The 23,874-nt window shown below is 63.9% G+C and carries 10 protein-coding genes and 1 tRNA gene; 5 read left to right on the plus strand and 6 right to left on the minus strand.

The window, feature by feature from the left end; translation table 11 throughout:
- Positions 1–37: 37 nt before the first annotated feature.
- A complete protein-coding gene (locus HAHE_RS09385) occupies positions 38–2,944 on the minus strand; it encodes a PVC-type heme-binding CxxCH protein (RefSeq protein WP_338690467.1) in 2,907 nt (968 codons plus the stop codon).
- Positions 2,945–3,149: 205 nt separating this feature from the next.
- Positions 3,150–5,126 (minus strand): transketolase, encoded by a 1,977-nt coding sequence (tkt, locus tag HAHE_RS09390; RefSeq protein WP_338690469.1) that lies wholly within the window; start codon positions 5,124–5,126, stop codon positions 3,150–3,152.
- Between the two features lie 417 nt (positions 5,127–5,543).
- Here tkt and HAHE_RS09395 point away from each other — a divergent pair.
- Together HAHE_RS09395 and HAHE_RS09400 are read left to right on the plus strand one after the other, a co-directional pair.
- Positions 5,544–5,618 (plus strand) — tRNA-Glu (locus tag HAHE_RS09395).
- A 457-nt stretch (positions 5,619–6,075) separates the two neighbouring features.
- Entirely contained in the window at positions 6,076–9,252 is a 3,177-nt protein-coding gene (locus tag HAHE_RS09400) for a lectin-like domain-containing protein (protein ID WP_338690471.1), read from the plus strand.
- An 81-nt stretch (positions 9,253–9,333) separates the two neighbouring features.
- Here the strand turns inward: HAHE_RS09400 and HAHE_RS09405 are convergent, their stop codons facing one another.
- The 4 genes from HAHE_RS09405 to HAHE_RS09420 form a co-directional block, all read right to left on the minus strand.
- Positions 9,334–15,747 carry a hypothetical protein gene (locus HAHE_RS09405; RefSeq protein ID WP_338690473.1) on the minus strand — a complete coding sequence of 2,138 codons (6,414 nt, stop codon included), beginning with the start codon at positions 15,745–15,747 and terminating at the stop codon, positions 9,334–9,336.
- 264 nt (positions 15,748–16,011) lie between these two features.
- On the minus strand, positions 16,012–16,542 hold the full coding sequence (locus tag HAHE_RS09410) for a DUF3592 domain-containing protein (protein WP_338690475.1): 531 nt from the start codon (positions 16,540–16,542) through the stop codon (positions 16,012–16,014).
- Positions 16,543–16,596: 54 nt separating this feature from the next.
- Complete coding sequence (locus HAHE_RS09415; RefSeq protein WP_338690477.1) at positions 16,597–17,280, minus strand: hypothetical protein; 684 nt, start codon at positions 17,278–17,280, stop codon at positions 16,597–16,599.
- Positions 17,281–17,317: 37 nt separating this feature from the next.
- Positions 17,318–20,728, minus strand: coding sequence for a hypothetical protein (locus tag HAHE_RS09420; RefSeq protein WP_338690478.1), 3,411 nt, complete (start codon positions 20,726–20,728; stop codon positions 17,318–17,320).
- Between the two features lie 188 nt (positions 20,729–20,916).
- Here HAHE_RS09420 and HAHE_RS09425 point away from each other — a divergent pair, with 188 nt between their 5' ends.
- The 3 genes from HAHE_RS09425 (at position 20,917) to HAHE_RS09435 (ending at position 23,823) form a co-directional block, all read left to right on the plus strand.
- Positions 20,917–21,453 (plus strand): sigma-70 family RNA polymerase sigma factor, encoded by a 537-nt coding sequence (locus tag HAHE_RS09425; RefSeq protein ID WP_338690480.1) that lies wholly within the window; start codon positions 20,917–20,919, stop codon positions 21,451–21,453.
- Positions 21,450–22,934 (plus strand): hypothetical protein, encoded by a 1,485-nt coding sequence (locus tag HAHE_RS09430; RefSeq protein WP_338690482.1) that lies wholly within the window; start codon positions 21,450–21,452, stop codon positions 22,932–22,934. Before HAHE_RS09425 ends, HAHE_RS09430 begins: the two co-directional genes overlap by 4 nt.
- Positions 22,935–23,046: 112 nt before the next feature.
- Positions 23,047–23,823, plus strand: a complete 777-nt coding sequence (locus HAHE_RS09435) for a PEP-CTERM sorting domain-containing protein (protein ID WP_338690484.1) — start codon at positions 23,047–23,049, stop codon at positions 23,821–23,823.
- Positions 23,824–23,874 lie beyond the last annotated feature (51 nt).

Below are 23,874 nucleotides of genomic sequence, written 5' to 3' on the forward strand. Positions count from 1 at the left end.
TTGAATGCGCGAGTGGGCTCGCGCGGTCCGCTGTCGCTTATGGCTTCTCGGGCTGACGGAGGTAGAGGAACAGGTCGCGGACCTGCGACTCGCTCAGAGAATTCAGCAGACCTTCCGGCATCATCGAGCGGGGGCTGAGCTCGCGCTTCCTGATGCGCGACTTCGGCAAGGTCGTGGTGGTTCCGGCCAATGTCTTCAGAGTCAGCGTGCCGTCGGTTTCCTCGGTGACGATGCCGGCGACGAGACTGTCGTCGTCGAGGGTGACGAAGCTCTGCTGGTAGTCGCGGCCGATCACCGCATTCGGGTCGAGCAGGTTCTGCAGCAGATACTCGACGTCGCTGAAGTTGCCGGGAAGGTGGGGTCCGATGTGCCCGCCCTCGCCGAACATCTCATGGCAGGCCGAGCAGGTGGCTTTGAAGATCTCGGCTCCGTTCTTCACGTCCGCGCTGAGGATCGCCGGTTCCCCGAGGAACCGCCGGTAGCGCTCGATCTCTTTCTGGCGTTGCTCGTCGGTCGGATTCAGGGTGCCCCATTTCTGCTCAAGCCATTGGTCAAGTTTCGCGTCCTTGTGACCTTGGATCAATCGAGCCACGGGAGCCGTGATGGTGCTGCCCGGGAGTTTGCCGGAGTCGATGGCCTCGAGCAGCTTCAGGGTGAAGGCCGGGCGTGCGGCGAGGACTTCGAGTGCGCCGCGGGTCTCCGCTTCGTTGAGTTCTGAAAGCTTGTCGACGAGCAACGTTGCGACCTTCGGATCGTCGTAGACGGCCAACGCCCGCACCGCTGTTTCCCGGAGTGGACCCTTTGCGGAAGCCAGACGGAGAAACAGTTCGAGGCTCGCGGCGTCGGTCCGCGATGAGAGGGCCTCCATCGCTTCGCTTCGAGACTCGGCGCTCGCGTCGGCATTGGCGGCGATGGCACGCAGTTCGTGGAGCGACTTGGCATTGCCGAAAAGCAGAGCGAGCGTGAGCGCCTGCTGCCGGATCTCCGGATTCTGGTCCTTGTGCAGGACTTCATAAGCCGCCGTCCATCCTTTCGGCTGCGGCAGCTTCGCGTGCCCCTCGGCTCCCTTCAGAAGTCCGGCGAGGATATGAATGCGACGGGGCGGTTCGGCGGTGTGGAGCACCGAGCAGAGATCGTCGATCGCAGGCATGAAGCGCGCCTCGTTCTGGAGAAGTCCGCGCATGAGGCGTCGCGGAAGGTATCTCTGAAGTTTCGGCATCGGGGACTTGGCGACCACCGCTGGAGCCCTCCCGGGCTCGGACCGTGCTGCGGCCTCGGCCGCATACCAAACCATCAGCGGAAGGTTGGGGTCATCGAGATCCTCTTCGTGATTCCCGAGCGCTTCGACCAGCAACCATGCCTCATCCGCTGAGAGCCGCTGCGCGGCCGAGGCAAGTCGCAGCCGGACCGTCGGCGATGGATCCTCCTTGGCCATCCGGAGCATCTTTTCGCGGAGCTTCGCCGTCGGCTCGCCCTTTTCACATGCGCAGGTCACCGCCCAGCCGCGAACGGCCGCCGACTGGTCCATCATGGCCCGCAGCAGGGTGGTTTCCGTCAGAGCGCCTTGGGAGTGGAGAACCCACAGCGCCCGCAACCGACGGGTCTCGTCCGGAAACGAAAGAAGGATCTTCTCGAGCCTTCCGGTGATCCCGGGCTTGGCTCCGCGCTCCTGGAGCAGGCGTCGAGCGTGGCGAACGAACCAGTCGTTCGCGTCGAGCTGCATCTCGACCAACTCCTCGTCGCTAGCCTTCGTGAGATCGACCTTCCTCGGCTTCACCCGATCATGGGTGATCTTGTACATCCGGCCGTTGGAACGGTCGGTGAACGCGCGTTGCTGGTGGCACGGCACGGCGTCGTACCAGTCGGAAATGAACACGCCGCCATCGGGTCCGTACTGGGGCGACAGCCCGCGAAACCACGGATCGCCACTGACCACGAAGTCGGTGACCTTTTTGCTGCGGAATCCGGAGCCGTTGGCTACGAAACGTTCGCAGCGCAGACGGTTCATGTGGATGTCGTGGAAGAAGAAGCGGTCACGCCATTCATCCGGAAACGCGCCGCCGAGATAGACCATCGCGCCGCAGTAGGCGGCTTTCTCGTAGCGCCCCCAGGCGATGGTCTTGATGTCTTCATAGAGGTTGGGATTGAAGTGCCCTCCCGCTTGCCGCGTGTAGTGCGCGCCTTCGATGGCGTGCCACATGTGCGGAACCACACAGGCGGCGAAGAACGCCTCACCACGGTCGTTCCAATCGACCCCCCACTGGTTGCTCACCCCCTCACACCAGCGTTCGAAGACCTTGCGGGTCGGATGGTAGCGCCAGATGCCCGCATTGATCGGAACCCGCTCGGCCGGTGGCGTGCCGGGTGCTCCGACTTTCGAGTGAGTGAAAACTCCGTGGGTTCCGTAAAGCCAGCCGTCGGGTCCCCAGATGAAGTTGTTGAGGGTCTCGTGGGTGTCGCCGGCGCCCCAGCCGTCGAGCACGATCTCCGGCTCGCCGTCCATCACCGCATCGCCGTCGCGATCGGGCAGGAACAACAGGTTGGGCGGCGAGCCCAGCCAGACACCGCCGAAGCCGACCGCGATACCGCTGCTGAAGTGCGCCTTGTCCCAGAAGGTGCGCTTGTCCTCGAAGGTGCCGTCGCCGTCGTTGTCGGAAAGGACGACGATCCGGTCCTTGGGTTCGCCGGGGGAGTTCGGGTAGTTGGTGCACTCGACGACCCACAGCCGCCCGCGGTCGTCGATGGTGTAGGCGATGGGTTGGACGATGTCCGGCTCGCCCGCGATCAACTCCATACGGAAGCCGTCCGGAAGCTCCATGCGCCCGGCGGTTTCGGCGGGGGAGAGGGCTTCGGTCGTCGCGACCGGGCGGTTCGGGTCGTCGCGCGGGTCTTTGGCGGCGGCGAGGGGCAGGGCGAGGCAGAGGAGGAGAGCGAGGGTTTTCATGGGTTTGGGCGGGCTTGGGCAGAAGAGAGGGAACGAAACCGGCGGGACGGGGCTTTCAGGCGGAAGGACCGCGCGAGCCCACTCGCGCATCCCAGGCGGCAGGGGTTCCGGGGCGCGAGTGGGCTCGCGCGGTCCATTTGCTGACGCAAAAAAACGCCGCCCCGGTGTGGGGCGGCGTTGGTGAGGAAGCGGGTGCGGAGCGCGATTACTTCGCGGCGGCGACGACGGCCTCGGCGGTCATGCCGAGTTCCTTCATCACAGTGCCGCCCGGAGCGCTGATGCCGAAGCGGTCGATGCCGAGGACCTTGCCCTCGCTGCCGACATACTTCCACCAGAGGCCGGACACGCCGGCTTCGATCGCCACGCGCTTGGTGCAGGACTTCGGCAGGACCGCCTCGCGGTAGTCGTCGCCCTGGCGGTCGAAACGCTCGAAGCAGGGAATCGAGACGACACGCACGCCGTCGCCGAGTTCCTCGGCGGCCTTGAGGCAGTGCTGAAGTTCGGAGCCGCACGACATCAGGATCGTGGTCAGCTCACCCTTCTCCTTGCGGACGATGTAGCCGCCGCGCAGCACGCCTTCGCGGCGTTCGCCGGAGGAAAGTCCGGGGATGGCCGGAACGTTCTGGCGGGTCAGGCTGAGAAGTGTCGGGCCGTCGGTGCGGCGCATCGCCGCGGCGAAGGCGCCGGCGGTTTCTTCGGCGTCGGCCGGGCGGATGACGTCGAGGTTCGGGATCACGCGCAGGCCGCTGACCGTTTCCACCGGCTGGTGGGTCGGGCCGTCCTCGCCGACACCCACCGAGTCGTGGGTGAAGATGTAGGTGACGGGCAGCTTCGCGAGGGCGGCGAGGCGGATCGACGGGCGGACGTAGTCGGCGAACACGAGGAAGGTCGCGCACGACGCGCGGAAGATGCCGTCGTAGGCGATGCCGTTGCAGATGGCGCCCATCGCGTGCTCGCGGATGCCGAACCAGATGTTACGGCCGGCCGGATTCTCGGCGCCGAAGTCGCCGCCGTCCTTGATGTAGTTCTTGGTCGAGCCGTAGAGGTCGGCCGAACCGGTGACCAGCTGGGGCACGAGCTTGGCGACCGACTGGATCACGGTGCCACCCGAAGCGCGGGTGGCGCCGCCTTCGTCATCGGCGAAGGCCGGGATCTGGTCGGCGATGTCGCTCGGGATCTCGCCGGTGACGCCTGCGCGCAATTCGGTGGCGAGGGCCGGATTGGCCTGCGCCCACGCTTCGTAGTCGCTCTGCCAGGAAAGGAACTCGTGCTTCGAGTTCTCGGCCTTCTCGGCGAAGAAGCTGCGGACTTCCTCGGAGACGTAGAAGTGTTCTTCCGGCAGGCCGAGACCGGCGCGGGCCTCGTCGGCAAAGTTTGCACCGCCTTCGCCGTGCGCACCGGCGGTGCCGGCGACCTGCGGGATGCCCTTGCCGATCAGGGTCTTGGCGATGATCACCTTCGGCTTGCCGTTGTCATCGGCCTTTGCCTTTTCAACGGCACCGGCGATCGCTTCAAGGTCGTGGCCGTCGATGGTCACAACGTCCCACTTCTGCGAGGCGAAATATTTCTCCGCGTCCTCGCTCTGGGTGCGCTCGGCCATGGCATCGAGCGTCACGTCGTTCGAATCATAGATCAGGATCAGGTTATCCAGACCGTTGTGGCCGGCGAAGGCGATCGCCTCCTTGGCCACGCCTTCCTGCAGGCAGCCGTCGCCGAGCAGGGCGAATACGTGGTGGTTGAAGATCGTGTGGTCGGCGGTGTTGAACTTCGCCGCGGCGCGCTTGCCGGACATCGCGTAGCCGACCGCATTGCCGACGCCCTGACCGAGCGGGCCGGTGGTGGCTTCGACGCCTTCGGTATCGCCGAACTCCGGGTGGCCCGGGGTTTCGGATCCGAGCTGGCGGAAGTTCTTCACCTCCTCGACCGACAGGTGGTAGCCCGCCATGTGGAGCCACGAGTAGAGGAACATCGAGCCGTGGCCGGCCGAGAGGATGAAGCGGTCGCGATTGAGCCACTTGGGGGCTTCCGGGTTGTAGCGGAGGCCGCCGCCGCCGAAGAGCACGGCACCGATTTCGGCGCAGCCGAGGGGCAGTCCGAGGTGGCCGGACGAGCAGGCGTGCACGGCATCGATGGCCAGCCCGCGGGCCTGGGTGGCAGCTTGGGAGAGGATCTCTTGGTTCATAGCAATCAGGGAGTTGTCTGACAGGGCGGGCAGCGTAGGAGGACAGACCGCACTGGCAAGCCGCCTTTGGGGCAGCATCTGGCAGCTTCGATGAAGAATTCGCAACGGGGCCATGAAAATGCGGCGTCAAGCATCTCGCGACTCCCACGGAGGGCTGGGGGAACAACGAAAAGGTCGGAATGGACAAAATCTTGTGAGGACGGTCGGCCGCCGCGGACCGAAAGCTGCCGTCTGTGGGTGTGTACCGTCTCAACGACATTCTACTCGGGGTCCGGTTTTCGCTTGTTTCGCCAATTTCGATGTCCGACCTGCCACGGGTGACCGATCCGGATGAAAAAGGCCGATTTTGTCCTTGTCAGTCGGACGCTCCCAAATATTTTGCCCGCCCAGCCCGCTCCGGCGGATTGGAAGAGAAGTGACCCGTTCGTCTAGTGGTTAGGACTCCAGATTTTCATTCTGGCAACAGGGGTTCGACTCCCCTACGGGTTGCCACTCTCTTCTGAAAACAGCCCGCCTTTCCGGCGGGCTTTTTCGTGTCCGGGAGACTCGGGCCCGATTCCGGTTTTCGGCGGGACTTCGCTGAAAACCGTAATGCGGGCCGTTGAAGGGGGGCTCCGCCATCTTGCGGGGTCCGGAAAGAGGGGAATGAGGCAGGCAGTCGACGTCTGAACTACTAGCGCCCCCGTAGCCGAAGGGGCTGTGCGGGGTGTGAACGGCACTTCCGGGTCGCGTTGAGTTTTCAGACCTCAGAGAACGTTGGCGCAATTTTGCAAAAATATGGCACTTAGAAGAACGTTAGATCGGTTTTCTGCACAAAAATGAAACTTCAGACAAAGATGACACAACCGTGGGAGCAGTGGCGGGCGTGTCTTCTTTCGTGGAGAGGCAGGGTCATCGCGGCGAATAGCCGCCCTCCTTGCCCACCTTGAACCAATAAAAACCAAATCAAATGAACGCGAAAGACCCGCGCTTCTCGCCAGTCGGCGCTCTTGGACTGGCCCTGGCCGTGACGGCCGCTCCGCTCTACGCGGCACTGGAAGAAACCTATCGCTACTACCGCTTCACCACCGACGCGACCCGTGGTGCGACCTTCGTTCAGATGGCCGAGTTCGAACTCTACTATCAGGGAGTTCTCCAGACAGGCGCCACCGTCACCAATGTGGGGGGGAACAGCCCCGGTGCAGCCGAGGAGGAAGACAAGCTGAATGATGGCGACACGGGAACCAAGTGGCTGGACTTCAACACCCAGCCTTTTATTTACGACTTCGGCGTGCCGACGCTGACGGACGGGTATCGCTTTGCCACCGCGAACGATTCCCCGGAGCGGGACCCGGTGGCGTGGACCCTCGAGGGAAGTAGCGACGGAGTGACTTGGAACTTCATCGATTCCAAGGTCGCCTACGACACGACGACCGACCGTTACACCTTCACTCCCGAGTTTCCGCTCGATCCGCCGCCCGGGCCGCCGACTGTCGTGTCCTTCGGCGCTTCCCCGCAGATCACGACCGATGGCAGCACGCTGGACTTCGGCTGGACGGTGGCGGATGCCGATGCCGTGGAGATCGACAATGGCGTCGGCTTCGTCACGCCGGAGGACGGCGGAACCACGGCGGTGGATCCCGACGACAGTGCCGACGCCCAGTACACGCTTTACGCGGACAACACGCTGGGGACCGACTTCGAGACCTTCAACGTCCGCTCCGTTCCGCAGACCACGAGGACGTTCCGCTACGTCCGCTTCACTCCGATCCGGCTCAGGGAGGCCCTCCCGGGAATCGGCGGTGCGAACAGCATCCAGGTCACCGAGTTCGACTTCTTCAACGGAGGAGTTGAGGTCGTTCCCACCGGTGCGATCAACCCGGCCGGCAACACACCGGGCGCCGAGGGCGTCGGGAACCTGATCGACGGCGACTACACGAACAAGTGGCTCGACTTCAACAAGTCGTATGTCGTCTTCGACTTCGGAGCCTCCGTTACGATCGACTCGTATCGCTACACGACCGGCAACGATGCGGTCGAAAGGGATCCGGTCGCATGGTTGCTCGAGGGCAGCGATGACCAGTTCGATTGGACGGTCATCGATCGGATCGACTTCTTCATCGGGGATGCGCAGACGCCCTTCAACTACATCCCGACCAACAGCCGGCAGGTGGACACCCAGGTGTTTCCGTTGCCTTCGGTCATCGCGGTTCCGGATCCGGTGATCCAATCCTTCTCCGGCAGTCCGCAAATCGTGGCGAACGGCACTTCGCTCGACCTCGCCTATGACACCCTCTACGCCGACACCCTCACGATCGACAACGGAGTCGGGATCGTACCGCCGGATACCGGCACCGCGCCGGTGATTCCTCCGGCTGACTCGGACACCTACTATGTGCTGGACGCCGAGAACGGGAACATCGCAGGCAGCGCCAGCGCCAGCACGCTTGTCCGCTCGATTGCCCAGGGCGAGGCGACGTATCGCTACGTCCGCTACACGCCGGTCCGTCTCGCCGAAAGCGTGCCCGGATTCGGAGCCGCCCCCGGCGTGCAGATGTCCGAGTTCGAGTTCGCCAATGACGGCGTCGATATCGACATGTCCACCGTCACGGTTACCAACCCGGGCGGCGACACCATCGTGTCCGAGGGCCCGGAATTCCTCGTCGACTCGAGCACGGCCACCAAGTGGTACGACAAGAACCGTCAGCCGATCATTTTCGACTTCGGCTCGCCGGTCACCTTCGATGCCTACTCGTGGTCCACGGCGAACGATGGACCCGAGCGCGACCCGGTCGCATGGCGTCTCGAGGGAAGCAGCGACGGATCCAGCTGGACCATGATCGACAATGTCGACAAGGACCTCTTCGACCCCGCGTACGACGTTTACTTCTACGCCGGTCTTCCGCGGCTGACGGCCCTTCCCGACATTCCGCTGCCCCAGCCTTCCGCGATCATCCCGCACATCGATCTCTTCACCGGTGACAGCCCGGTGCTTCTCGATGGCGAGAGCGCGGTGCTGACCTGGAACGTGCTTGGTGCGACGAGCGTCGAAATCGATCAGGGCATCGGAACGGTCGGCGCCTCCGGGCAGCTTGAAGTGATGCCGGCGGTATCAACGACCTACACGCTCACCGCCACCACGGCAGCGGGTTTCGTGACGATGACGTTCACCATCGATCCGGGAACTTCGACGATCACCGAGATCAACTACCCGGACTTCGATCTGGCGGGCGACGAGCTCGCGCTGCTGGGCGATGCTTCCATTCTCAACGACTTCCTCAGCGTGCCCGAGCCCGGAGATGCGGACCGGCTCCGTCTGACGCCCAACTTCGGGGATGCCAACGGCACGGCATGGTTCCGGCGCCGCGTGGACCTCTCGACAGGATTCGTCACCAACTTCGGGATGCACTTCCTCGGCGTCAACGGCGCGGACGGCATCTCGTTCATGGTTCAGAACGATCCGACGGGTACCGGGGCTGCGCCGGCGGTTGGGGAAGCAGGTCTCGACGCGAACTCCCTCAACTTCTCGTTCGACAGCTATCAGAACGCGGGCCAGCCCAGCGCGGCGGTCTTCCAGGTCCGTGCCGGTACGACCGTCCTGGCCGAGGTCGACCTTGCGGCTGTTCCGGGCATCACGCTGCGGGGATCGGCGAACGATCTGTCGAGTGATGACTTCAGCGTCACACCCTACAACGTCGAGATCCGCTACTTCCCCGGGAACCTCGACGTGTCGTTCGATGGAGTGACCATCGTCGAGGATCTCGATGTCGACCTATCGACCATCGGGGCGGTCAACGGTACCGGAACGGCGTTTGTCGGCTTCGGGTCGAGAACCGGCGGAGTCTCCGAGAACCATGACATCACCAGCTGGGTGCTGACGGAGGGTCCGCCTCCGGTCGAACTCGAGCTGCTCGACTTCGTGTTCGACTTCGATGCGACTCCGAATCCGACCGTGACGCTGACGTGGGCCTCGGATCCGACGCTGACCTATGCGATCCAGTCGAGTTCCGACCTTGAGATCTGGGGCGATGTGGAAACCGGAATCGCAGGTGAACCCGGCACGGATCAGACCAGCCGGACGATCGAACTCGTGAGCCCGCCCGACAGCCTCTTCTTCCAGATCAGCGAGGAAACGCCGGTTCCCTGACGACGGGTCGGACATCCGACCCCTCGAGGGCTCCGTATCATCATCGGGGACTGCCGCATGGCCGGCAGTCCCCCTTTTCGTTCAACGCTGCGGCACCGGTGCCTGCAGTACGGTGGCGCCGTGATCCTCGCTCATCACGAGGATGCTGAAGTTTGAGGCATCGGCAATGTCGGTAGTACTAACACTGGCGTAGTCGAACTTTCCGCGCAGGTCGGTGTAGCCGTCCTTGTAGAACTTCGGCCCCGATCCGGTCATCGCGTAGACCTTGACGTAGACCTTCGGCAAGGCGCGGCCGTCGGCATCGTGGCGGACCGTCAGGATCCCGAAGTTCTCGCTGACCGCGGTGTCCAGCTCGTTGGCGTAGACGGCTTGCGAGCGCTTCTTGTCACCGCCGACCACTTCGATCAGGACGTTCTTCGCCTGATATTCCTTCGGCAGCTTGAAGCGGTGCTCCTTGCCGCCTTCGGGCAGTTGCACCCGCTCGGTCTTGTTCGGGCGCACGACCGAGAAGCCGCCGCTGTCGCTGGAAACGAACGGGTTGGTGCTGAAGAGGAACTCGAGGTCCATCTCGTGGTAGTTGACCGTGACTTCGGTGAGGTTGGCGAAGTTGAGCGCGACCTCGTTGTTCTCCACCTTCAGCTGGAGCGTCGACTCGCGTGCGGCGAGTTCCTCCTGTTGCTGGTTGCGGTTCTCGTCATCGACGACCGCCGGGCCCTTGCCGGCGATCTCGTCGGCCTGAGCAATCACCGCGGTGAAGCGCTCGCGCCAGCGGTCGACCGGATGGTCGGCGTAGCGTTTGGCGATGGTCCGGGCCGCGGCCGGCTGGGCGCGATAGAAGGCGGCGTAGGCCTTGAAGTAGTCGAGCTGGATGCGCGTCGGCAGGGCCTTCGCGTTGACTTTGTCGAGCCATGCCATCGCTTCCGACGCGCGGTCCTGCAGGAACAGGTAGTAGGTGGCGCTGAGCATGTCCTCGTCATCCAGCGTCGCCTTCTGGGAGAGGATGTTCATGAAGCCCTGATACTGGCCGAGGATCGCGGAGTTGAGGATCTTGCGGTTCGCTCCGACGACGTGGGCGCGGTTGTTGACCAGCGGCTTGTATTCGAGGTGCTGGTAGGCGCGGCGCTGGATCGGGTCGATGGTGATCAGCTCGCTGGCGAGATAGACACCGCAGCGGTCGAGGAAGCCTTTCTGCATCAGCAGGTATTCCCGCACCGCCGGGGCGTGGTTATGGTGGATGCCGTAGCTGAAGAGCGTGGCGTCGTAGGTGCCACGCAGGTCGAGCGCGACGAGGGCCTTCTTCATGAAGTCCGCGCTCTCCCGGAAGCGCCACGCGATCTTGGCGAGCTCGATGGCGTGGAGGTTCTGCTTGGACAGGTAGTCCAGAACCTGCGCCTCGGTGCCCCACTGGCTGATGTAGGCCCATGAGGTTTCGTCCACCTTGGTCGGTTCGTCGACGACGTTGAACTCGAAGGCGTCGGCATTCGCGACCACTTCGGTGGCCTTGGATGCGTGCGCCGGATAGCACGGATAGCGGCCGGCGGCGGGGAAGTAGAAGAACACCTCGAGCCGCTGGGTCGTGTAGGGTTCGAGCGCGAGGCGATGGGTGGCGGTCGCGCGGTGGCCGAGGACCGGAATGGCGCCCTTGGGAATCTGCACCAGCAGGTCGAGCTTGCGGCGCGAGCTGGTCGGGTTGGTGACGACCGTCTGGCCGCCGTAGACCACGCTGGTGATGAACTCGTCATTGACGAACTTGTCGACCTTCTCGCCGTCCTCGACGCGGAAGCGGTCGTCGTTGCGGAAGTAGCTCTGGCTGATCAGCAACGGCTGCGCTTGCTTGGCCATTTCGGCCTCCCGGATCTCACGATGGAACGCAATCGCCCGTCCGCCGGCCTTGAAGGTGAGCTGCGCACCGTCGATCTCGGTTTTGTTCTCGCCGGGCTTGAAGGGAAGGTCGAGCACCGCGAGGGCGAGCATCGCCTCATGGAACGAGCGTGCCGCTTCGCCGAGATGGCGCGAGCCGAAGCCGGCCTTGCCGTCGTGCGTGGCGAAATCGAGCCAGAACTTGTTCTCGGTGATCAGCTCGTAGGTGTGCCGATCGATCGGAAGGTGGTAGTAGTTGTTCTCCGCCCATTCCTTGGTCGTCTCGATCTTCCGGTAGAGGGCTTCGGGCGGAGCGAAGAAGTCCATGCCCGCGAACGCGTCGTCCGCGTCCTTGCCGGCGTTCTTCTTGTAGTCCCGGAGGGCCTTCGTGACCGACTTGTCCGCGGCGCGCTCGGCCATGTCCTGCTTCTCGCTGAGCTCGCGCTTCATTTCCTCTAGCTCCTCCTCTGGGGCTTCGTTGCTCCATGCCGCCCCCACGTTGTTGCCGGCCTTCCGTCCCAGGCTTTGCCGGAGCCGCGCCATACTTTCGGGCGCCGGAGCCTCGGCGGCTGGCGCCATCTCGTCCATGATCTGACCGGCCAGCTGCAGCCGGGCCCGGTCGACCGCGCCATGGCGGCCACCGCTCATGCCGAACGACGAAAGGGCCGACTCGAAAAGGAAGGTGTCGCGTGTCGGGTCCGGCGGTCGCAGCGAGAGCCGGTCGCCGATGTCGCGACGGATGCCGTCGATCCGCTTCGGCGCCCGCCGGGAGAGCAGGATCCGCTCCGGCACGTTGAGCCGCGCATATTCGAAGGGCTTGAGGTAGTCGTCGAGTTTCCGCTCGAGCAGGTAGTCGTCGAGGAACGTCCGGTCCTTCTTGTTCGCGAGGTAGGGAAGAATGACCGTCTTGAAGAACTCGGGGTCGTTGCGGGAAAGGAAGAAGCTCAGTTCGTGGCTGGCGTACTTCGAATACTTCTCGCTCTTCTGCTCGGGCGTCAGACTCGGCCAATTGAGGATGAACTCGAACTCGCGCAGGGTCGGATCTTCGCGCACCGCCAGCAGGTAGCGATAAGCCGCGCCGAGGTGATCGAAGACCTCGAAACGGGCGGTGAGCAGGTCGGGGATGACGAGCTCGTCGCCTTCCTTGAGAAGGGTCACGGAGTCCTGTTCGGTGAAGTGCTTCTGCGGATCGAGCGCGTTGATGAGCCGCAGGTCGCGGATCTTCGTTTCGCGGTCGGGCAGGGCGACCTGCTCGCATGAGGCGCCTTCGGGATCGATGACCAGCACCTGCACGTACTGACGGTCACGCAGGGCATCGAGCTCAATGCGGACCATGCCGTTTTCGTCGGGCTGAAGGTTCAGGAGAGCGAGCGGCGCCTCCGCAAGGAAGTCGACCGTGCGCGGGCTGCCGCCTGCTCCGCCGCCGGCTTGGCCTTTCTCCTTGGCGGCGAAGCCTCCTGCTGCCGCATCGCCCGGGGCGGCGCGGTTGTAGGCTTCACCGTCGGCGAGCGTCTCTGTTCCCGCTTCGGTGTCGCGGATCGCCCATGGGTTGAGGAGGATCTCCGGGCGCTCGAGCAGGTTGCCCGGGAACTTCTCCTGATAGCGTCGTTCGAGGATGTAGCGGAACTCGTCGCCAATGGTGCGGCCGCTGACGTAGAGGTTCGGCAACCATCCGGGGCGTCCGCCGTAGAGGCCGCTGCGGGGAGCGGATCCGAGAGATGCGTAGGCGTCGTGGTCCGGCAGGAAGCGGGTGGCGAGAACGTGGACGCGGGTCAGCTTGTCGGGGTTCGCCACCTTGATCGACAGCGCGTCCTTGCCGGTCTCCAGCGACGCGATGTGTGCCGGCGGGCGGTTTCTGAGCTGCAGCGTCCGGGCAGGGCTGAAGACATGGCCGAGGGCCTGTTCGCCTGAGGCGACCTGCAGCATGACCGATTGCCCGCTCCGCTTGAGCAGCAGACGGTAGTCGCCCGGGCTCAGCTTGTCGGCGACGAGGAATCCGTCTTTCAGTTTCAGTTCATCGAACGCATCGGCGGTGATCCCGGTCGGAGATACGGCAAATAGCGCGACCTGTTCGCGTTCAAGCTTGCCGAAGTAAGGAACCCGGACCGGGGCGCCTGCTACGACATGCATCGTACCCGGGTGGGTGCGGCTTGCGGCATCCATCCGCCATGACCGGCGGTGGCCGCCCGGAGCTTCGGTGTCGATGGAAAGGATGCCGTCGAGGGCGCCGAGCTCGATCCCGCCGGCGGCGTCGGTGCGCAGCGTGAAGCTGCGGGTGTTGGTGAATCCACGGCGACGGACGTGCACGTTGACGTTTTGTCCCGCACGCGGCTCACCGGTGCGGCCGAGCAGTTCCAGCACGTAGCCGCCGTCGATCTTGCTCAGGTAGAGGTCGTCGATGCGTTCGGTCCGGAGCTGGTTGTTGACTTCGAACACCGCGGCGTCGCTGAGCTCAAGATCCGCGCCGCCCTGGCTCGCCACCTTGACCTTGGCGGCGAGCCGGACCTCCAAACGCGCCAGCCGGTCCGGAACGCGCATCTCGTGCACCGCCTCGCGGTCGGTCGAGATCTTGAAGTCGGGGATGGTGGTGGTGCTGGTGACCCCGTCGAGGTCGGTCGAAACGAGGATCAACCGCACCGCATCGAGGCGCTTCAGAGTGATTGGCTCTCCGGCCACGGTCAGATTCGGCCGCACCACGACCTTGGCCATGCCGTTGGCCCGCAGTGCTTCGCGATCGACGAACACGCCGGCGTGCAGCGCGTAGTTTTCCGAGGGGTGCCCGAAGCTGGCGAGCGACGCGAAGCCGGTGCCGTCCTCGACGACCGCCGAGCGGCTTCCCGGATCGGTGGAGAAGGGAACGAGCGCGCGGCCCTTGTCGTCGCACTCGAAGCGTCGTCCGCCGAACCACACGGCACCTTCCGGAACCGCCTGCAGCGCCTCGTCGAGCACGGTGACCACCACGCCCGCACCCGCGATGCGGTTCAGCGTTTGCAACCCGCCCTTGCGGATGACCGCGCGGCTGCTCTTGCCGCCGCCGATGAATTCGACTACCCAGATGCCCCGGCGCTTGCCGATCTGCGGGAAGTCGAAATCACGCTCGATGCGGCGCGCCGGCGGATCGTCGAACTTCAGCGTCTGCTCGTGGTTCGCGATCAGCCCGTCCAACTCGAGGTCGGTGCTGACCTCGCGCCCGTGCTCGAGGTAGTAGCTCAGCGGATTGACCTCGAAGACCTTGATGATGAGCTGCGGCACGTTTTTGACGTGGAGTTTCAGCTTCACCGGGTCCTCGACGCCGAACTGCATCGCGTTGGCCGCCGGATCGCCACCCTTGGCCACCGCCTTCCAGTGGGCGGAGTCGAACTCGATGTCGACGCGGTCCTTGAGCGCCTGGAACTGCGCCGGGCTCATCATCGAGGCCCAGCGCTCCGGATCGCCGATGCCGTTGACGATCTTGGTCTCGGCCATCACGCCCTTGAGCCAGCTTTCGGAAAGGTAGGGTGCCCACGGTTTGAAATCGTTGGCGTCCTTGAGGAAGTGCAGCAGGTACTTGCGAATCAGCGGCTCGTCGCCCCCGATCGGCGGCATGCCGGTGACCGAGCTGAAGTCGCGGTTGCAGTCGGCCGCATGCTTCCACAGCTCCTTGTTGTCGCGCTGCCATTCGGAGCGGATGCAGGGCGAGTTGCGCGGCAGCTTCACATATTCCATCAGCCGGTTGCGGTCGTAAACGCCGCGCGACAGGTCATGGACCAGACGTTGATAAAGGAGGTGGGCCTTCAGCGAGTTGAAGACAGGGTCGAGCGGCTCGACGAAGTTCCATGCGGCATCAAGGTAGGCTTCGCGGGCGTCCGGGTCGGCCGCCGGGTTGACATCAGCGCCGGGCTGAAGCTTCACCAGGCGGGTGTGGACGTAGGGCTCGTTGCGCAGCAGCTCCGGCCGGAGACGTGCGAGCTCTTCCAACTGCGCCAGCGTCAGTTCACGGTGGATCCGGAACTCACCGAAGCCTCGGCTTTCCTTCGCGGCGAGGTCGGTCGCGATCAAGGCCACCAACCCGGGGAGGTCGGGCAGGGTCGCGCGGGCCAGCAAGTCGCGGCGCTCCTGGGTGCTCAGTTTCCGCCCGCTCTTGAGCAGTTGGAAAAACGCATCCTCGGTGAGCGGGCTGAGGGTATCGGTGGAGGCGAGCGCGTCGGCGAGGAACCGGTCCCATGCGATCTGCCCTTGGTCGAGTTCGCTCGGGTGCTTCACCGCCTTGGCCTTGCCTTCCTGCTGGTGGTTGAACTGGAGGCCGAGTTCCCGACGCAGGTATTCCAGCGACCCTTTGGGGTCCTTCGAGTAATCGATCAGCGCCTGACGGTTCAGGATCATCTTGCGCCGGGCCGAATTGCGGAAGCGCTTGTCCCACTGCGCCAGAATCTCACCCAGCTCCTTCGCCTGCCCGGTATTCTGGAAATGGAGCGCGTGGTAGTAATAGTAATCCTCGGTTCCGGGGATCAGCTGGGCCAGCGCCGCCTCGCGGTCGACGGCCAAGGCGAAGTCCTCGACGTAGCCGATTTCCTGCTGGGCAAGCGCGGTCGGTAAGGCGAGCGCGGTGACGAGCCCGAGGGCCAGGCGGCGTGGGTGGAACGATGCGTGTTTCATGGTGGGTTCGGGGTGAGATGCGAGTGGGAGGTCAGCGTGGAATCCGGGCACGCCGGGTCATGAGGGGATCCTGAGAATAGAACCGCAACCGGGCGGTTTCTTGGAAGAAATTCCCGATCGACGTTCCGGTGATGGCATTTCGGCAGGGCGGCTGGACTCCACCTCTCCGATGATCCGGGTTTTTCGACGCAAATCGGCACAGGTCCACAGAGGGCCTTTGCGGGCAATGCGCCGGTTTGTGACACCTGTTTTGCCAAAAACTCTCTACGCCGCTGGCGGTGGCGGAGGGGGCGGTGGCTGGTTTGGGTCCTGGCGCTTCGCAAGGCCACGGCCGGCGGCGAAGAGAGCGCCTCCGATGACGAGCAGGCGGAGGATGCCGAAACCGATGAAAAGGACGGCCAGCAGCGCGCCTCCGATCAGGACGACCTTCAGCCAGCCGGGCTGGGCGAGAGGCCGGATGCCTTCCGGGTAGGCGTACTGCCCGAGAACGCGGACCTGCACAGTTTGACCCTCCTTGGCCGACTCATCCAGCGCCATGGTCATCGTGCCCTCCTGATCCTCACCGTAGCGGTACACCACCTTGCGGGGATGCTTGTTGTTGATCGTCACGTTTTCGACCGTCTCGATGCGGACCACGGTGCCCGGCACCCGCTCGCCATCCCGCATGGCTTCGTCGTAGTCCGGGATTTTCGGAAAGATGAGGAAGGTGAAACCCCATCCAGCTAGAACGAAGAGCATCAGGAAGCAGCCGCAGCCGAGGGATCCCTTCGAGTTCCGATCTCCGTGCCTACCCATGGTCAGATCATTTGTGAGAACCGACGTCTTCGCAAGTCGGCACCGGAGGCCGGCTTACTCCTCCGGCTTCGGCGGAAGCAGGTGGTCGCTGATCCGTTTGACGCGGATCTTCTTCCCGTCGTCGACGAAGAGCACGATCGCCCGGCGACCTTCGCGGACCGGCCAGTAGGTCGAGTAGATCGTCTTGGCTTCGCCATCTTCCGGAACCTGGACGAGCACCTCGGCGCCTCGCTCGGCATTCACATCGAGCTTGTAGGTCTCCGAGCTGCCCGGCCGGACGACCAGGGTCTTCGAATCCTCACCCGCGCGGAAGGCGATCGGTTTGGCGGTCGAATTGACCAGCAGCCAGTCGTTGAAGCGGGCGCCGACGAAGTCGTCCTTCAGCGCGACGATGCGGGTGTTGTCGCCCGCCTTCCAACCGAGCAGCAGCACGCCGTTGGCGCCGGCCGGAACCTCGACCTGCTGCGCCGCCTTGAAGGTTTCGGCGCCTTCGTCATCGACCTCCCGGGTAAGCATCGCGATCGAGCCGGCGGCCGGGACCTTGAGCACTTCGGACGGCTGGCGCGCCGGCCAGTCGAGCTTGTGGGCGATCTCGTTCTTCTTCGCCGCCTTGACGAAGATCTCCGGCATCTCGCCCTTCTTCAGCGCCAGCGTGCGGAGATTCAGGTCCTGCCCGAGGGCGCACGTTCCGAGCGATAGCGTCAGCACGAGGGCGAGCGGGATCCTGCGGGGCGTCATCTGGGGGAGTTTTAAACCACGGGAGCCCGGTGCCACGTCAAATTTCATTCGCGCTCAGCCAGCGGAACGACGAGATCCGGAACGACCGGCCGAACTTGCTGGTCGGGCGGACGAGCTGGGCGAGCGCGTTGCCGGTCGCGCCCTCGTCGGGGACGGGATCGGGGAAGCGCTGCACCGTGGCCTCGCACCACGCGCGGGCCCGGATCTTGCCGTCAGAACTACGGGACTCCCCGTAGGAGCGGATGGTGAAGGTGTCCGAGCGGACGGACATGTAGGGAGAGAGGACCTGCAGGATGTCTCCCTGGAGCAGTTGTCCGGGGAAGCCGGCGCCCTGGGTGCTGTATGCGGGGACCTGCGGGTGTCCGGCGTCCGACTCGAAATCGTCGTCGATGCCGGCGTTCACGGTCTTGTCCAGAGCCGCCTGCAGCGCTCCGCGTTCCCCGTGTTCGCCGTACTCAAGCTTGCGGTTCACGAACTCGCCGAGCGAACGGAACGGTCCGCGCTCGCGGATCTCGGCGACGATGGCTTCGGCGAGTTCGCGAACCTCTTCCTGTTCGAGGTCGCGGAAGCCGGTCCAGTAGTTCTCGTCGGGATTGTCCTTTTCCATCGGGCCGCCGAGAACCGACTGCACCCGCGGGAAGCGGACGCCTTCGACGTCGGTCTCGAACCGGCGAACCGATCCGTTGGCCTCGAGCTTCTGGTAGGGGAGCTTGTGGGTACCCGAAAGGAAGGCCTCCCAAGCATCGACCGAGGTCGAGTTCACATTGAACAGCCCGTCGACCAGCAGGTGGCCGGCGTTGTGGTAGAAGGCGCCGGTTTCGCCGCGACCACGGGACGACATCTGGAGGGTCGACCTGTTGAAGCTCGAGCCCGGCGGTTCGTAGGGAATGAAGCGCGGATTCGCGAGCGTCTCCTCGCCATTCAGCAGCGCGGCGAAGTGGGCGTCGGTCGGCTGGGGATCCGGCCCCGGGCCACGGTTGTCGGCGACCTGGGGAATGGTGGTGAAGATGTAGCTGTCCCAGAGCACCTCGTTCACGATGTAGGACGCGTCGTAGAGGTTGAAGTTCCCGCCGATGGCGAAGGTGTCGAGTCCACGGTCGCGCGTGCTGAAGCTGTCGCGCACCGAGGCCCGCCAGTCTTCGAGCGGGATCCGGAGGTTGGCGTAGGAGTTGCCGACGATGTAGGTCGGCTCGTAGCTGAATCGCCCGACACTCGCGTGCTGGAGTTGTCCGAGGGACACGAGGTCGTTGCGCGGAATGTCGAACAGGATCACGCGGTCGTAGCCATCCACCGGATCGCGGCCTGCGCCCCAGTAAGTGTAGCCCTTCGGATTGTCGCGGGTGTCCATCGGCATGAACGGGTCGTCCATCTCACCGAGGTTCTCCGGCGAGTAGGAGGCGAGCAGGTCGACCCCGAGCGGGGAGTCCCACTTCGTGTTGCAGAGCATCGCGCGGATGTTGGAATCGATCAGCGGCCGCAACGCGCCGCTGCCCTCGCGGGTGGTCCGCAGGTTGAAGCCGAGTGATGCCATCGTGTTCTCGTTGAAGCCACGGCCTGAGGTGAACTTCATCGACTTGCCCGGCTTCCGGTCGACCGCGTCCCATGCGAACGGAGCCCAGAACACCTGCGAGACCTCGTGCGATCCGCCGAGGTGGTCGGCACCGTGGGTCATGGACGGCGCGGCGAGGTAGAACTCCACCTCGAGTTGCTTGCCCGCTGTTGTACCGCTGACCAGATCGTAGTCCTGATAGACACTTTCGAGAGTCAGGTTCCGTACCTTGTCCTCGAACAAGCCGCGGTCGTTCTCGGCACCGATCCGGCCGTCGTTCTTGAAGGCGCAGACATGGCTTCGTCCGGCACCGAGCATCACCTCATGCGGAACGTGTGACTGACGCTTTCCTCCGAGCCCGGAGACGTTGTCGAAGGCCATCACCTTGCCCTGCTGGTTCCGGACCGACAGGCCGGGGACGGAGAAGCGGACCTGCGGGTAGGTGATCACCCGGGGGCCGGCATTGTTGGCATCGCCGACGAGCCGGATATCGATGTTGAAGGGATTGTAGTGGGACGTCCAGAGCTGGACGTTGGTCTTGAGCTTCCGCTGGCGGCCGGCTGACGTTTCCTCCAGCCATGCGTTCATCTGCATCCGCTGGAGGATGGGAATGACCGGGCTGTGCTTGTAGTTCTCCGCGCTCTTGTTCGTCTGCATCACACTGTAGTCGCCGTAGGGCATCGCGCGGTGCAGCGAGTGGACATTGCCGTTGTCGCCGATGGTGTGAGGACCGAGACGGCCTTGGCCGAAGGGCGTGTTGTAGCCGCTGAAAAGTCCTCCTTTGTGGATCAAAATCGGATCGAGATGCTCGGGAGACGTGCGGCCGCCGCCCTTGATGTATTTCTTGATGTTGTAGAAGTCGCGGAACATCTCCCAGTGGATGTAGCCGTTGTCCTGGAGGTCCCGGGCCTGATCGTATTTCTCGGAGTCCATCACCAGGTAGTCTTCTCCGAAGCCGGTGCGCCCTTGCGGGAAGACGGCATCGAAGACCTGCCGGTTCTCGAAGGCGATGGTGAGGTCCTTCTTCAGGCCGCCTTCGCGCACGTCCGAGAGGACACCGCGGGAAAGGGTGGTGTAACCGAGTCGCTTCTCGCGGGCGATGCGCCGGTCGGCGCCGATCAGGGGCAGATCATTGATCGAGAAGAGACGCCCGTACTCCTCGAAGGGCGTTCCGCTCAGCTCCTCCATGCCTTCGAGGATTCCGAGGTCATACGTCCCCGGGAATGCGCCATTGCCCAAGGGCGGCTCGACGTCGTTGCGGACGTTCGGATTCGACGCCGCGAGCTGCGCCTTCATCCCGTTGTCGTCGATGAAGTAGGCGAAGCCGCCGGAGTCCTTGTTGACGTCGCTCTTGATCGTCACGCTGCCCGCCATGATCGGCGCGCCGCCGGTCAGCGCGTCGGTGTCGATCGTCTTGTCGCCATACATGGGCACCGGAGTATCGAATGGCGAAGGATTTGCGATCTGGCTGGCGGGGTCGCCGCCCGCATCCAGTCCGGAGACCAGCCAAACCACCGCCGGATTTCCCGGTCCGGGCGCCGAGTCTCCGTCCAGTCCGCCGCCGGGATCGCTGCCGGTGACGCCGACCCACCAGGCTTTGGGGGAGTTGCTCGCGACCTCGACACCGAGTCTCGGGTCCTGGGCGAGCGTTTCGCCACGGGCGCTCACCCTGGCGTCCGGGCCCATTGTCTTCTGCAATTGACCGAGGGCGATGATCAGCGACATCCGCGCGTTGGCCCGGGCCTCGGCCTCGGCCAGCGTCTGGCTGGATGATCGCGTGGCAACCGTCGAAAGTCCGAGGATTCCGACCAGCAGCAGACCCACGACCACCAGGAGTGAAACCGTGACGATCAACGCGAATCCTCGCTCCCGGAGCTTGGTAAAACGTGATGCATTCATTGGGCTTTGGCGTGTTTACTATTCAAAATTACATAGTAAATACGCACTGATTCTAAGCCAGCTATGGGGGAACTGAAGCCGTAAGGTCCTCCGAAATGCGGCTTTTGCCCTACAATTTGCGCAACACGAGGTGTCGGGCTTTGTTAACGTTTCGGGACAACCGCTTATTGGTTGGGGAACCGATGGGAATGAAGGGCCGCAGGAATGAGGAGGAAGCACTTCAGGACTACGTTGGCCTGATCGCGCGGCACCAGTGGGCGTTGCGAGGCTTCATTCTCCTGCTGATGCCCGGGAGTTCCGATGTGGATGATGTCCTGCAAGAGACGAACATCGTCCTCTGGCAGAAGCGGAAGCGGTTCAAGGCGGGCACGAATTTCCTGGCGTGGGCGACGACGATCGCGCGATTCCAAGTGATGCGTTACCGCGGAATCGCCTCACGCGTGGGCGCTCTGCCGTTCTCGGATGAGTTCGTCGAGGACATGGCGGAAGAGTTGGTGCCACAGGATTCCAAGCAACCGATCTTCGCCGCACTCGATCAATGCATGGGCAAACTAGGCGAGAAGCAACGGGAGTTGTTGATGGTGCGCTACACGCCGGGTAAGTCGATCAAGGAGCATGCCGAAAGGCTCGGCACATCCGCGGAAGTGCTGCGCGTGACCCTGCACCGGGTTCGCCAGGCCCTGAAGCAGTGCATCGAAAACACCCTTGAGGGTCAGTCGACATGAATCGCCAAGAGATCGAGCAAAGAATCCTGTCGCTACTCGATGGCGAGCTTTCGCGTGAGGAGGCCGCCGAACTGGAGGCGGTCTTGCGGAGCGACCGCGAAGCCTTGCGGACCTACGTCAAGCTGGTGGACCTGCACAACACGCTCGAGACGCGGTTTTCCATCGCCGATAGCGCCGGCCGGGCGGGTCAACTGCGTGCGGACCGGGTGATGGCCCGTCAGCGACGGCGGAATGCCAAGCGTTCGCTGCTTGCGGCCGCTGCCGTGCTGCTTGGTCTGGTGGCAACCATGGCAATCATTCTGGCGCCATCCTCCCCGCCTCAGGTCGCCGTTTTCGATACCTATCCTGACTCCCGCTACCGGCTGACCTACGAGGGCGAAGGCGAGCCCCCCGAGGCACGGAAGCTGGCGGTCGGATCCCGGTTGGTGCTTTCGGAAGGGGCATTCGAAGGGGTCTTCTCAAGCGGCGTTCGTCTTGTTGCCGAGGCCCCTTGCGAGCTGAAGGTGATGGCGGCGAACCGGGTGGCGGTGGAGCAGGGTAGCGCGTGGTTCCGGGTGCCGGCGCAGGCGAAGGGATTCACCGCGGAAACGCCGGAGCTTGTGGTTGTCGATCTTGGTACTGAATTCGGAGTTGTCTCGGCGGCCGGCGCGCCGGACGAGGTTCATGTGATGGCGGGCTCGGTGGAGGTCGCCGCGCGGTCGGGTGAAGGGGCCAAGGAGATCCTCAAGGCCGGCATGGCGCGCCGCGTGGAGGCCGACGGTCAGCTGACCGAGATCCCTCATCGATCCGCTTCGTTTCGGAAACGGATCGACCGCTTCGCCGGAGCCATCTCCAGGTTCTCGTTCGCCAACCTTCCACCGGAGACGTCCCGCGTGCGTTCTTTCGCCAGCTTCGCCGAGCAGTCGCCGTCCGAGGACGTCGACCCGTTCAGCATGACTTCGCTTCTCTCCAACAGCGGTTACACGGCAGGAGGTTACGGATCCTTCTATATCCGCGACATCGATGGCGGAACCGTGGGTGTGGACGACCCGGGCGACTATCTGATCTTCTCGAAGAGCGGCACACCCGGCAGCGGGATGAATGTCGGCAATGCGGGGCAATCGGAGCCGACCCACTACATCGCGTTCTCGGTGACTCCCGGGTCGGGGCATGAACTCACTTTTTCCTCGCTCACGTTCTACACGGGTGTGCACGCACCCAACGACCGCTATCACATCGAACTGCGGACATGGGACGGCGAGTCCGAAGCCCGACTGGGTTCGGTCTCGCACACCAGCGGGGCCAGCTCCAACGAGCCGGTGGCTTTCAAGACCATCGATTTCGAAGACTTCACCTCCCGAGACCCCATCGAGTTCCGCCTCTACGGATACGGGGTGGACTCGCCTCAGGGGAGTCGGGAGTCCGCCGGGATCCGCTACGACGACATCACGCTCACTGGAAGCAACGTGGCCTTGTCCGGAGCGGACGAAGGAGGGCGGTGACCGGCCTCCCGCAGGCATCTTCCGCAGCGCGTCCGAGATTTTCCGGCCGACCTGTTAACGTTTGGAGAGAGATTCTTATTGGTTGGTGGACCGAACAGGCCCCCCGACCAACATGACAATCAAAACCCCCTCGGAAGCATCGCTTGCAAGACGCCTTGCCGCTGTATCCATCGCGCTCGTTTGCACCGCGCCCGGCGCAGTGATCTCGAACTTCACGTTCACCGGCCCGCCGTGGACCGCTGCCAAGGAGGCTGATTTCGCGACTTTCGCCGCAAACGCCCCGTCCGCCGACACGGACACTTTCAGCACGACCTCCACCCTCTCGAACAGCGGCTTCACTTCCGGTGGCTATGCGTCGTTCTACATTCGCGACATTGACGGGGGCACGGTCGGTGTCGCCGACGCCGGGGACTTCGCGATCTTCTCAACCAGTGCGACTGCAGGTGTCGGGATGAACATCGCCGGAGCCAACCAGACGATCCCGACCAACTACATCGCCTTCTCAGTGACACCTGATTCGGGCTATCAGATCACCTTCGAATCGCTGTCTTTCTACACCGACTGCAATTTCGCGAACGAGGAGTACAACGTCCAACTCGCCGCATGGGACGGCTCATCTCTCACCGTGCTCGGCGATGTGTCGCATACTTCCGGCGCCAGTACGAACGAACCGGTGGTGTTCAAGTCGATCGACTTCTCGGACTTCAGCTCCACCGGTGCGATCGAGTTCCGGCTCTATGGCTACGACATGAGCGCGTCCAACGGAGGGATCCGCTTCGATGACATCGTGCTAAATGGCCAGACCGTTGCCGTTCCGGAGCCGGCATCGCTGCTTTTGCTCGGGCTCGGTACCTTCGGCCTCATGCGCAGACGCCGTTCGGCTTCCTGAACCAGCCTCGCTCCAGGTCACTGCCGGTCGGTTCGCCGTCCGGACGCTCCC

Source organism: Haloferula helveola (assembly GCF_037076345.1).
Lineage (GTDB): Bacteria > Verrucomicrobiota > Verrucomicrobiia > Verrucomicrobiales > Akkermansiaceae > Haloferula > Haloferula helveola.